Below are 14,535 nucleotides of genomic sequence, written 5' to 3' on the forward strand. Positions count from 1 at the left end.
ATCAGCACAAAAGGATTGCTACCAACTATGAGTATTCAAAAGAACTTACCGACTTACGCAGGAATTTTTGGCGACGTTGATTTTAAAGAGGGTGACGAAAATCGCTCAGTGTATTCGCCCGCCGCCTATTTAACCGATTTACTACAAATGTTGGACGACGAATTCGATGACAGTGTCGATATTGACAGTCGCCGCTCAGACATAAAATCCATTCCTCTGGATGCTGAGAATACCACAACCTTGATCCCGTACCTGGACATTGTCAATGAAGTATTAGAGAAAAAAATTAACGACGACCCACAACAGGTTTACCAACAGCTTGAACAAGCGCTCTACCCATTTAATAGCCCTTTCTCATTAAATAACGAGCGCACTAAAACCCACCTTAAATACCTTGGACTGCGCGCCGATCAACTCTACCGACTGTTTGCCGATCAGTTAGACTACTTGCGAGTGGCGCGCGATTATCTCGGTTTAAGTGAGTCAGAGTACGAAGTGCTGAAAGACCCCGCTAACGACGAAGCTGAACTCATGCAGATCGCTAGCGCCTACGGCTATCAAGGCGACAACTTTATTGGCGACATGTCTAAAGTATCGACCTTTATCGACAGTACCGGATTGAGCCCGAGTGCGATTCGCGAACTGCTTTATCAAAATTTATATGTCGCACCGTCGGACCATAGCAAAGTTGAAAACGGCCGCGATCTATTTTATGTCAATACTCATTCCACGTCTCGCGGATATGTAGGTCTGAGTGAAGACGAAACCACCCTACAGTGGTACAGCAGTGACGAGGATCAGAACCCCACTGACGTGCCGCTGTTCTGGTTTGATCGCGCACAACGCTTTGTACGCTTTGCGCAAAAAATCGGCTTAAGCTTTACCGAACTGGATCACCTCCTGCGCCACTGTTGCTTACAAAATAATATTGCTCGCATCAATGATCAGAGTCTGCCCATCATTGCGCAAGTTCGTTACTTACAGACAACGCTGGAACAACCACTAGATGCGATTATTGCGACCATCAGCTCCATTAGCTTTGCCGGTCGTGGTAACGAAGCACTACCACAAGATCAGTTTAACCGCATATTTAACCTTGATTGCGCCAGGGTAGATAAAAAATATCTGCACCTGCCAGCGGTAATGGGCGAAACGCCAGTTCAGTATTCGGATACGCAATATCATACCTACGAAGCCATCGACTACTTTGCTGATTTATTTTCCGACGCCAATGACGCTATTCGAAAACGACTGCAACATACGCTGGGCTTTAGTGAAACCGATCTTCGCAATATTACCCAGCGACTAAAATTGGCTAACTCTGCCAATGACTCTCTGTATCTTGAACAGCAGCAGCTGTGGCCACTGCTCAATGTTCTTTATCGAGTTCACTCGCTATCGAGTGCGCTGGACATCCCTTTTATGGGACTATTTACTCTGTTTGATCTGCTCGAACAAGATGCCTTTGTTGGCCGCTATGATCCCCATAACCAATTTATTTACCGCGCACCGAGCACACAAAAATGTTTCGATATCCTGCTTGGTAACAACACATCTGATCGACTTTGGTTGCTTGAGTCCTTAACCTCACTCAACCAATGGATGAAACAATTCGGCTTTTCACCGGAATTACTTTGGTACATTGCTAATGGTACCGCGAGAACTGACAGCGAAGAAAAAGCTCAGCAGCAACAGCATCTACAACTTTTTAACGGTTTGCTCAGCGCGGTAAAAGCCGAAGCACTTTCACCTGAAAGTTTTAGCGAAGGGCTCGACGACGAACGCGCTGCACATTTTGCTTATTCCTTACAGAAGCAGCATTGCCAAAGCAAAATGGACGATGGTAAAAACGCGGTCGCTTCCCACCATCTGGTCCACTATCAAGCCAACCATAATCAGGATCTGGCCGAACAGTTTATCGCTCAGCTACAACATGTCAGGCCAACTGAATTTATTGGTTTATCACTGCAAGAAAAACTCACAGACAAGCTGCGCCATAACCTTATGAATAAAGGATTTATTGATGGCAGCGGAGCCATTGTGATGCGCACATTGCCTGCGCTCGATGAATTCCTGCTGGAATCAGACTTCAGCGAATTGAGCGAACGGGTTTACTACGCTTTTCATGAAATATTTCTGCAACAAAGCGCCGGGCAAGATCTAAGTCCCGCTGACGTAGAACTTCAGCTGTTTAAATCTGATCTGGATAATTTGGGGCTGGAAACTAAACAAGTACGAGAGCTGTTCGACAACCTGATCTTTTTAGGCTACATCGATGAACAAGGTTACGTCAGTCAGGTTGAAAAGTTCAGCGGATCTGATGGCGAGTCGATAGCACTCAATTGCGGTTTAAACGCATTGGCACCCGCGCTGCACCAACATTTGCAATCACAATTAGAGAAGTTTTCGGCCAGTCGAGTCAAAATTACCGAATCCATGTTTGAATCACTGATGCTCAAACCAGTAGCGTTGGCCGAGTTATTCGACAATCTCCAGGCTAACGGTTACATCGACCAACACCACAACTTGACCAACAAATTAGCCCTGCTCGATGAAACCCCGGAAACCATTAAACTGGCGCTGCAATTCTACCCCCAACGCACCGCCATTTTGGCCGCTTTGCAAAGCGCCATCGCCAATGACAGAGACATGTATTTGCAGGTAGACATGCAAATATTGTCAAAGATCGCCGACCAAAATGTCTCCCAATGGATTCACCGAGATCTTCAAAACGGCTACCTCCAGGGCAACCAGCTGAGCGAGTACGCTGTTGAATTTTTTCAACAGGAAGATAACCAGAACCGATTTAAATTGCGGCCTTATTTCGACACCAGCAAAAACGCGATTATTTTTGAACACCTGGCTAAGCTGCTCAAGTACAGCCAGCGCTACCAGTTTAAAGCCGGCTCGCTCAGGGCTCTGGATTTTGATGATCAAGAAGCGGCTAGTGCTATTGGACAGTTGATGGACAGGAAGATACTCAACGCCCAGGGACATCTCAACGTTTCGCAGCTGGACTATTTTAGCGTGGCAGAAAACGCCGCTGACTTTAGCCTGCCGGGTTATGAGGATTATGAGCGCGAAGTATTCTTCTTACTCTACGAACTCGCCGGCGCAGTGAAAACTACCGTTGCGGCGATCGACAACGCCATGAAAATTCGTAGCGACAGTCAGCAGACTAGCGTACTACAACATTTGCAAAGTGCATTAGGGATTGACCAAAAGACTATTGCCATGCTGTCTAAGGCATTGTTTAAAGCGGAGCATGTCCATATCGCCTGGCTGCAGCCATTGTACGAAACTGCCATGGGGCTGGAACAGCTTAACGAGCTGCCGACCGATATGCACTATCTACAAACGGTAAAACGCATTATCCAGCTGGCGTTACTGGTGAAAAAACTCCAGCTAGATCACTACGAACTAGCGCTTGCGCTGCAAGACCAGAGCTTGGTGGAGAAATTCCCGGAAGACATCGTTTTGCCTGAAGGAATCACTTCCATTGACTGCCTGTTGCGCGGCGAAGAGTTTATCTATCTGTTTAAAGACGATCAGTACTGGCTATACAATGCCCACGACTACACCATGATCGATAAAAAACAGCTGGCCCCCGGCGACCCGTTACTACATTTGCAAAAACAGGATGAGGCCCTGCAATTAAGATTGCGTGAAGACCCAATTCGCCAGCTGTTCGACAAGGAAAATCTGCAACGAGTCGATGCCGCATTTATTGATCGCTATGGCACTTGGTGCGTTATCTCCGATAGTTTTCACTATGTTCTTGAGAGAGACGCTCGTGAGGGACACAGCGATACCTGGGACAAACGGGACAATCATTTCGGTCAGACTCAAAACGACTTTGAAAAACTGGAGATGATCGACGCAACTTATGTCGATGAGCAACAGCGCCTATATCTGTTAGCTAACGATAAATACGTGCGTTACACCGACACCAATCAAACTCACGTTGACCAGGGCTATCCTAAAACCATCAGTGAACATTGGAACGAAGAAAACCTGCCGCTCCAATTGCCGGCGTCTTTTGAACACGGCTTGGGCCCCATGTTCGACGGCACCGACGGTCACAGCTATGCCTTCCTGGGGAACACTTTTGTCAGTTCAGAAAATGGGCAGCAGCGCAACGTGGCCAGCCAGTGGGGTCACAGCCGTTATGATTTTGGTCACGCTGAGCAGATCGATGCCGCTATGGATAGCAACGGCCAAACTTTGATATTTGCCGGCGACCGAGTGGTTAAATATAGCTGCAGCCTGGAGATGGCCAACTTACAGCCTGTGGAAGGCTACCCTAAACCTATTCACGAAGAGTTCCCGTCAATCCCCGGAGAGTTTGCGGCTGGTCTGGACGCCGCTCTGCATGGTCTTGACGATAAAGTCTATTTATTCAAAGACGATGAGTGTGTTCACATCGACCCGCAAAGCGGCGCTATTACCGAGGCGCAAACCAATACTCTGTGGGGCAAAATCGACAATTCAATTACCGACAACGGCACCGTCGATGCGGCCTTCGTTGGACTGGATGGATATACCTACCTGTTTTCCGGTGAGCAGTACGTGCGCTATAGCAGTGGCGACTACCAGGAAGTCGACGATGGTTTTCCCCGCAATATTGCTGACGACTGGCAGGGACTTACTCACGTAACCGCAGCATTTGTGTTGGGCAAACATACTTACTTATTCGGTACGCACATGGAAAGTGGCCCGGTGTATGTGCGCTACACCGCCGTTCATCGACAGGAAGATGATTATTTGGAAACGGATCAACCGGATCCAACCGAACGCAAGATTGAAACGGTACTTTCCAAGCGACCCGATGTCGACGAAATCGAAATATTCCCTGCCCCCATCGACGCCGAATTTTGGAGTCTGCCCGCTAGCCTCACGGCAAGCAGAGAAGACTTTAAGGTGGATGCTGTGATGAACGGTCCTAATGGCAAGGTATACTTGTTTGCCGGCGATGTTTGCATCGAACACGATCACGCCAGTCGCTGGTGGTCTGAGCCTAAAGTGTTTAGCGAACAATGGGACCGCGTCCCCGCCGGACTGGGCCAGCTTAACGCTGCACTCTATGGCAAAGATGGCAATACTTATTTGTTTTACCCGGGCCAGTTTCTGCGCTTTGGCGATCCAGAATTATTAAAACTGGACCGTGGCTATCCTCGCGCGACCAAAAAAGTCTGGGGTAAAGTGCGCAATAATATTGAACGTACTGGTAAAGTTGACGCTGCAGTCGTGGTTGAGTCCCGCTGGCGTGAGCAGGGCCACGATAAATTACTGCATGATCGTGTGCAAATGCATACCTATCTGTTCTCCGGCGATCAGTTTTTCCGCTACAGCGGTAATCAATATCAGTCGGTGGAACCGGGCTACCCGCGTTCGATCAAGCGACTAATTGAAGAACCACGTTTTCGCAGCCTCAAGCCAGACTTTCTTAAGGATGGCACTGGCCCAGACGCCGCTTTTGCTGATCAGCGCCAGGTGTATTTATTTAAAGGACGTAGTTTTTGTGCCACCGTGGGTGACGAAGATAATTACCTGCAGTATATCGACCCAGCCTTTGCCCAGGTATCCGCAGTCACTCAGGAAGACGGCGTTACTTATCTCGCTCGTAGCGAAAACGGTACTCAGAGCTGGCATCAACTCAATCATATTGAAGACAAAACGCCTCAACTAAGCCCGGCCACACCGCGCATAGTGCAACAGGCAAAACCTTCTTTGTCTGCGGACATTTCCGCAGTTTTACACGGCACCGACGGCAACCGTTACGTGTTTGCCGGTCATCAATTTTACGACGCACAACTTGAGCGCAGTTTTAACATCGAAGAGATCTGGGGGCGCTCTCGCAACGCGATTTACGAGGACGAAAGTATCGATGCTGCGTTTGTCGGCAAGGACGGCATTACCTATGTGTTTTCCGGTGATCACTTCGTGCAATATGCCACGCATCAATACATTGGAGAACGAACAAGTTACCCGCCGCGCCTGATCCAGGATAAATGGGCCGGGCTGCAAAACGTCGCACTGGCTTACGTTTGGAAAGAAGATACCTTTATCTTTGAAAAACCAGACCAAAATGGCCAGTTCCGTTATCTGCGCTATTCTCCTGCGGGTGATGGTGCAATGGATTACCGACAACCCGATGCCGGTTACCCCAAACAGGCCGGTGAAGACTTCTGGCAAATTCCAGAGGCCTTGCAACGCGAGGGCTTTGATCAATTTGACACAATTTTTGTGCAAAATGAAAACCTGCTATTTATTAGTGATCAAAAATTCATTCGCTTTAACCTGGACGACGAAACCTGGAGTTACCCACAGCCGCTGGAACTGCTTTATCCTGGTATTCCTTTTAACAAAACCAACTTCCGAGACTTGCAATCAGGCTTCGTCGGTGGTGACGGCTCGGTGTATTTCTTTAATCAGGACAGCTACGTACACTTTAATCCTGAAGAAAATCGCTGGAGTGAGGTGGCCGACATTCGCGATGATTGGGGGCTGCAGGAAAACATTCTCGCGCAGGGTGTTCAGGCAAGCTATGTTGATGCTCAGGGTATTACTTACCTGTTTTCCGGTGATAAATATGTCAGGTATTCCAGTAGCGATTTTCGATTTATTGACCAGGGCTATCCCAAAGACATCACTACCTATTTGCGCCAAGAACCCGGCTTTAATTTTTTGACGGAACATGTTCAGGACTATTTCGATGGCCTGGAACACGTTCAACACCGCCCCTACTTTACCGGCATACTGCGCCATGGCTTTAGTGTGAGTTTGTTTAGCCAGGACAGCGTGTGGGTGGGTTCGCCGGTAAAATATGCCCAATATAGTATCGAAGGGCTGGGAAAAATCGATAACCCGTTTACCGAGGGCGCGAGTGTTGATGCCGCATTTGTGCAGCCTGGTACTGATCGTACCTACCTGTTTTCTGATGAAAAATACATCCGCTATACAGGTAAAGATTACCGTTATATTGACGAAGGCTATCCCAAGCTGATTGCTGAGGGGCTGGCTGAAGATCTCGGGATTGCAGACCTGGCTGAACATTACCGCGATGGCCTGGATGCAGCGCTATACCATCCCGATCTCGGCACTGTTTTGTTTAGCGAGCGCCAGTACCTGACTATAAAAAGTCCGAATGGAGAAAATTCGAACATAGCAGACGGTCAAGTTAGCGAAGGTTTTGCCGAACAGCAGGAAGGAAATATCAACGATCGCTGGGGTCGCATTTACAACGCTTTCATGGAAGACGAAGTCAACAGCGTGGATGGCGCCTACATTGATGATGCCACAGGCGCGCTTCACATGTTTAAGGGCCGCCAGCATATTCGCTACAGTGACACAGCGGCACTATTTGAACTTAACCCCTATCGAGAAGCGCGCTATGTCGATGAGGAGTACCCGCAATTTATTCACCAAAGCTGGCCTCATATGCCTGCGGACATTGTCAGGGAATACGGCGCCGAAGCTGTATTTAAATTTGAAGGGAAAGTTCATTTTCACCACAGCGGACAGTTTGTTCGCTACCAGTTGGATTTAAGTGACCAATATGAGCAGCACCCAACCCAAACTCTCGCTTATCGCTGGGGCCGTTGGTCTGATTACCTGCTGAGCGATATTCATCAGCTCAGTCGTTTTAAAGATTTAAATCAGCGCTACAGTGGTGGTGATATTAGCCTCAGTGCGTTGGTGAGCGGCAGTGACGGGGTGGTACGAGAACCTTATATGCACTTTGCCGATATTTTTGGTTTCGAAAAAGAACAGCTGCGCTGGCTTAAACAACGCAATGGCTTTTTGCCGTCAAAAGTGAATCGCTTAGAGCGCGAATTTGACGTGGAACTGAGCTTACGACTATACGACACGCTAAGCACTTGCCAGCGCATTCGAGTGGATGTGGCGCCACTGTATCATAAAGTCTGGCACCCGTTGTACAGCAACACCCCTAACTTAGCTGCTGCGGCGGAAGCTAGCTATGCACAGTTGGTCGCGGTCGATTGCAACAACAATTACCAAACCCTGGTACGCCAGATCCGCGATGAGGTTAACACCTTAAAGCGTGATGCGCTGGTCCCATACGTGATTGCCAACGACCCCGAAGTCAATACGGCGCGAGAGTTGTATCAAAAATTGCTAATTGATATTCAAATGGCCAGTTGTGCGGATACTTCACGTATTAAAGAAGCGACTGCAGCCATTCAGTTGTATTTGCATCGCTACTTTGTGAACTTAGAGGACATCGACCTCGACGCAAGCGATCAACAAGCTACTCGCGAAGCGCAGAAAGAACAATGGCAGTGGCTGAAAAACTATCGTGTATGGGAGGCCAACCGCAAAGTATTCCTGTATCCGGAAAATTATATTCGTCCCGAATTGCGCGACAGCAAAACGCCTGCTTTTGGCGCGCTGGAAGAGAGTTTATCCCAGGGCGAATTAACGGAAAACACGGTTGAGAGTGCCTATTTCAACTATCTGGATGCTTATACCGAAGTGTCTGAATTGGAAATTTCCGGCGGCTATGTATTTGACGACCAAGCCTCGGGTAGCGCAGATAAAACCCTGGTGTTGTTCGGTCGTACCAAAACTAATCCCAAGCGTTATTTTTATCGCTTCGGCACCTTTATTGGCGGTGATAGTAATGCGGCCACCTGGAAGCCCTGGATTGAATTAAACATTCAAATCGAAGCTGACCGTGTGCAGCCGGTTTACGCTTTTAACCGCGTGTTTGTATTTTGGGCCGTTATTGAACACAGTATTAAGGATAACGGACAAACTCAAATTGTGGAAAGCGGCAATACCTATAGTGCAAGCGCTAATAATAATTCGCAGTACGAAGTTAAAATATATTATTCGTTTTACAATTTAAATAAGCGCTGGTCGCAGCCGCAGTTGATGAATACCTTCGGCCAGTTAAGCCACAGTCAGGCCATAGCTCATGCTGACCTGTTCGTGGAGCACTCCTCTAAGCTAACGCAAAACGCTACTGATCATCAGTACGACAACATTTATGTTAGCACGCAGTTCTACTTCCGCTCTTCGCCCCATGCGACCCACTATCGGGCATTTAATTTAACCCCCGAGTTGTATTCGCAAACAGCGGCTGTGCAAACCATCGTAAACCGCGGCCGAGCACTATTTAACGAATTATTTAATGAAGGCGACATATCGCCGCAAAATGTCGTTAAGCTCAATTCCCTCGAAAACTCGATGGACGGCCCCTGGTTTGCGTACAATCACAAAGGTTGTGGCTTCATGGTGAAACCTGAACCTGAAGCGCTGCCCAGTAATACGCAACTAACACCACTGAGCAGCAACGACATCAATATCCCGACAGGCGTCACCGCAGCCGTACAGGTAGGTGACGGCGGTGAGGTTTACTACTTTACTAATGGCACCTATAGCAGCCGCAGTTCCACCGAAGAAATTGACGTAGCGACACGCTGGGGGCGACGAGATAACGAACTGTTTCGAGATGGTATCGTCGACAGCGCGTTGGTAGGCGATGATGCGACTTATCTGACCCGCGGCCCAAATGTCTATGAATATCGCGGCGACAGCTATCAAAAGCTGGCCGTTGACCCCTACCCTATCCATCAGCTTGACCCCAGGGTTCCACCCAGCTGGCAAAGTATTGATGCCGCCTTCACTGCACCTAATGGCCATCGTTTTTATTTCAATAATACCAATGGTGCGGTATTGAACAGCGGCACGGGGGAAGTGAATTCTTACCCCATGCACTTTGGTCTGGCGGGCGAAGGACTAATAGACGAGATTGGCTCTGCAGTGGTGTATAACGGCGCATTACATGACGTTTCACGTAATGGTTATCGCCGATTTCTGCCCAATGGCAGAGTGATTGAGGAAACTGACGGGCGCCGCTGGACAAACACTGGTGAATTGGTGTCCGGGCTTTTGGGAGCAAAACAGCGCTTCCCCGGATCAAGAAGACGAGTGACTGGGCTTATGTCCATTGGTGGTGGTGTATTAATCCGCGACTCTCATAGCAGTATGATTTTTGTCAAAGATGGCACTTATCGTCTAAATTACCATCCCGAGCCCTTGAACAATGGTCACGACTATTGGAATACCGGTCTTTCCTATCAACAGGGTGATCGGCACTACTGCATGACCTTTGTCTTTAGCTCAAGCTCCGATCCATTCGGTGGCTCACACGATAAAGTAACTGTTAGAGCTTGGGTAAAAGAAGGAGACGACGGAAAATACCAACCTTACCGCTTCAGTAATAATTCTGAAGAGTTGATTATCCGTGAGCGGCCTATTTGCGCTTTCACCTCAGCTGATGGTACCTATTTAATTCTTACCACGAACACGGGCAGTTCCGATTTATCAAGAAAGTATCGTCTATTTTACAACCACCTGAATCCGGAAGAAGTGGCCACTCAATTTGACGCGAAGCATAATGAGGGGATCATTAGTGATCTCGGTCGCGGTCTGTTTTTTAGCGACTCCAGTTTGTCGTTAAATCAGGTTGACGCTGCTTTCGTTGGCACCGGCAGTGTTGGCGCACAAAATGCCCTTTACTTATTCTCTGGTGAAGAGTATTTCCGCTACTCGCTGGATGAAGGTAATCAATATAGCGGCAAATCTGACACAGGTTACCCTAAGCCTATCCTCGGCAATGATGAAGGCTTCCCTGATGACTGGACACATATTAATGCAGCCTTTACCGGGGTCAACAATACCCACTATTTCTTTGACAATGATCAATCGCGTTATATCGGCATCCGCGCCGAAGAAGACAGCCCAGATCTACTCAGTGAAGTAATGCCAAGCCCAGGGGCATGGGGAGTAATGCCGGACACGGCCCTTATGACCCATAAAACCGTCGATGCAGCTTATACCAAAGGGGGCAATCTCTATCTGTTGGCCAAAGATGAATATTACCGTTATACCTTAGGCGGCGACAATCTGGATCAAATTTCCGAGTTTGTCGACGTAGGCTACCCCAAAACTTTGCCCAATAACATTAGCGACATTGACGCCGCTTTTGCCATCGACGATTTTACTTATTTGTTCCATGGTCAAAACTACTATCGTCTGGATTCCTCCAGCGCTGACCCAGCTCAACTGGGCAGCCCTTCCACCGTTAGCGGTAACTGGGGAAATATTCCGTCTGAGTTGCGTTTTCACGGAATGGACGCCGGTTTTAACGCCAATATTGATGGCGAACAGCGTGTGTACTTGGTACGGGATGACGGCTACATTGTTTACGACATGGTCAATGGACCGATGTTGTACGATATCAATGTCGTCAACTACGACATAGTGCGTCTTACTTCCAGTACCGCCGAACAGCTAAATCAGATTCTATTTTCCGGGGGGGTCAAAACGCTACTTAAACTTAGCACCCAGCAAATCGATGAATCCCCCACCATCAGTTTCAATCGGGCCACGCCGGAAAATATTTCCATGCGTCCCGAACGGTTTTCCGAAACCCCCACCAATAGCCATCTCGACTATAACAGTGCCAACGGCCTCTACTATTGGGAAGTCTTTTTTCATGCGCCGTTTTTAATTGCGCAAACCTTAAATAACGACCAGAAATTCGAATATGCGAAAACCTGGTACGAGTTTATTTACGACCCAACCGAAGTATCCGACTACTGGAAATTTCTTCCCTTTTTAGCCGCTGATCCACAGGCGTTGATGCTGAGCATTCGCAGTGATCTGGATGCCTTTGCCGATGTTTATGGTAACGCCGCAGCACTGCAACCTTCTCGCGACGCACTCGACGCACTGGCATTGGCGCTGGCCCCCTATCAGGCCATCTTCCTTGGCCAGATTAACAAAGCCACCTTCGAGCAAAACCAAAATCGTCGCCTGAGTGAGATCGAAGATGCCGCGCAATGGCCCGAGTTTGCCCTGCTGCAAACACACATTGTCGAGTTGGCAACCCTGGCAAACCAGGAGAGTCATGCTGATTCAGATAAAGCGCTATTGGTGCGCTGGCAAAAAGAAATGCTGGAAATTTTGGAAGTGGTGAAAAAACTGGATTTTCGCGTTGATTTAATGAGTAATCACGCAGCCCAGTTAAAACTGTATTTGAACGACCCCTTCGATCCACACGCCATCGCTGCGCTGCGGGTGATTGCCTATCGCAAAGCCATTATTATGCGTTACGTCGATAATCTGCTGGATTGGGGCGATTTACTCTTTCGTCAGTACACCCGCGAAAGCATCAATGAAGCACGTATGCTCTATATTTTGGCGCACGATCTATTGGGTGAAAAGCCCCGCAATATGGGCCGAGTCGTATTGGAACCCACGCAGGCATATAAGGACTTTTTACACTATACCGGCGATGAAACGGAAAACTACGACTTTTTAATCGACATGGAAAATCAAATTCCAGCGGACGTTGAAACGGCACAACAAAGCCTGAGTTTTGCGGCCAGTCAATCTGACACGGTATTACGCCCTTACTTCTATCTCAAGGAGAATGAACTATTCACCGAATACTGGCAACGAGTGGAAGACCGCCTGGACAAAATCCGTAATTGTTTGAATATCGACGGTATTGCTCAACCTCTACCGTTATTTCAACCACCGATCAACCCGATGGCGCTGGTCAATGCCGCCGCCAGCGGTGCCGGTTTGGCTGGTGCAGGTATGGTCGGCGGTGTTGCCACTGTACCCGACTACCGTTTCGATGTGTTGTTGGGTAAATCGCGCGAGTTAGTGGGCAAACTCAAAGGCTTTAGTGATGCGCTGCTATCAGCACTCGAGAAACAAGATGCCGAAACCATGAGTTTGCTACAAAACGACCAAGAAGCCAGCGTGCTTGATATGAGTACGCAAATGAAAAAAGCACAAATTGATGAGGCTATGGCAACGCGTAAAAACCTGGTGGAAACCCAGCAACGAGCTAAAGATCAGGAAAAGCACTATGGCAACCTGATATCCACCGGTTATTTGAAAGAAGAGGAAGTTCAAATCCAGATGATGACCGCTGCTGCGGTGTTACACGGTGTAGTGGCTCTGGGGCGTATCGTCAGTGGCCTGTCTTATGTCGTACCACAATTTACCGCCGGACCTTTCAGTTTTGGCGTAACCTCCGGCGGAAAAAATGTCGGAGATATGGTTTCTGAATTTGGCCAGGCTGTGCAGTCTATTTCCGAAGGCTTAAGCATGGGCGGCGAAGTTGCCGGCATTGTCGCGCAATTTAAGCGTTCCGCTGAAGACTGGGAGTTACAGAAAAAAGTTGCCGTGAGTGAGATCAAACAGCTCGAGCATCAAATTGAGGCGCATGACGCACGTACCGCAATGCTCAAACAAGAACTCAAAGTGCACGAGAAAGAGATCGATAATAAAGCCGCCATTCGCCAGTTTATGAACGACAAATTCACCAATAAAGAATTGTACAACTGGATCAGCGGGAAGATTTCCGGTCTGTATTTCCAAACCTATAAAATGGCTCATGACTACGCTAAGCAAGCTGAACAAGCCTTTGTTTTTGAAAAAGGTTTACAGGCGGACAAGGTCAATTACGTTCGCGGCGCTTACTGGGACAGTCAGAGAAAAGGCTTGCTTGCAGGCGGTGCGCTGGAGCTGGATTTAGATCGCATGGATAAAGCTTTTATGGAAAACGACTCCCGCTCAATGGAAATCACCAAAAACGTCTCGCTTATCGAGAACGATCCGATGGCATTGTTGCAATTAAAAACCAAGGGCCACTGTCAATTCCGGCTGAGTGAAGACATGTTCGACTACGACTTCCCCGGTCACTACCGCCGTCAATTAGTCAGCATATCTTTGAGCTTTGAAATTGGTGAAGGCCAGAGTGTTAACGCGACTTTGACTCAATTGAGCAGTCATTTGGTCATGGAACCAGACATAAAAGCGGTGAAGCACTTGTTGGATCCAAGCAATGAAACCACTACCAATGTACGCTCCAACTGGCGAGCTAATCAGCAGGTCGCTTTATCCCACGTTGATCAATACACGGAAAACAACGGGATGTTTCAATTGAACTTTGGCGATGCGCGCTACTTACCGTTTGAGGGCACCGGCGCTGTCTCCCACTGGCGTCTGGAGCTGAATGGTAAAAAAGGCGATTACAACCCGGCCGACTTAATGGATGTGACGGTGAAGGTTCGCTACCGTGCGATGCAGGGAGGTAATCGCTTTGCCAATGAAGTTAAAGGCGTACTAAAACCTTATCATGCCACGGCGTTTTTCGATATGGCATACAATTTCCCGGATCAGTGGAACGCTTTAACTCAGGGTGATGAAGGAGAAGTTGAGTTTGCGTTCAGCCGGGATCAGTTCCCCAATATCAGCAGCAGTCGCATTATTGGTTTGTTTGTGCGTTATGAGTATCAAGACGGCGAAAGCGGCCCGATATTTACCATTAATGATCAATTGGATGCTCCCAACAATACCTACCTGCAACAGACCAACCTGGGTGTGGGCCAACAAGGGGCGCTATGGAAATTCAGTCTCAAAGGTGATCCGGCTGGGCTTAAAAATGCTGAGTTGGTACTGGTGTATAAAGCGAAGGTGTAATGG

1 protein-coding gene is annotated in these 14,535 nt (G+C 48.2%); it reads left to right on the forward strand.

The genetic code is table 11. The annotated features are described in order from the left end of the window. The first annotated feature begins 27 nt into the window (after positions 1–27). On the forward strand, positions 28–14,532 hold the full coding sequence (locus FLL46_RS18680; protein WP_142932864.1) for a Tc toxin subunit A-related protein: 14,505 nt from the start codon (positions 28–30) through the stop codon (positions 14,530–14,532). The last annotated feature ends 3 nt before the right edge of the window (positions 14,533–14,535 follow it).

The sequence above is a fragment of the Aliikangiella coralliicola genome (genome assembly GCF_007004725.1).
Lineage (GTDB): Bacteria > Pseudomonadota > Gammaproteobacteria > Enterobacterales > Kangiellaceae > Aliikangiella > Aliikangiella coralliicola.

Coding starts and splice junctions, on each gene's coding strand:
- FLL46_RS18680 (WP_142932864.1), top strand. CDS start 28: ATGAGTATTCAAAAGAACTTACCGACTTACGCAGGAATTTTTGGCGAC.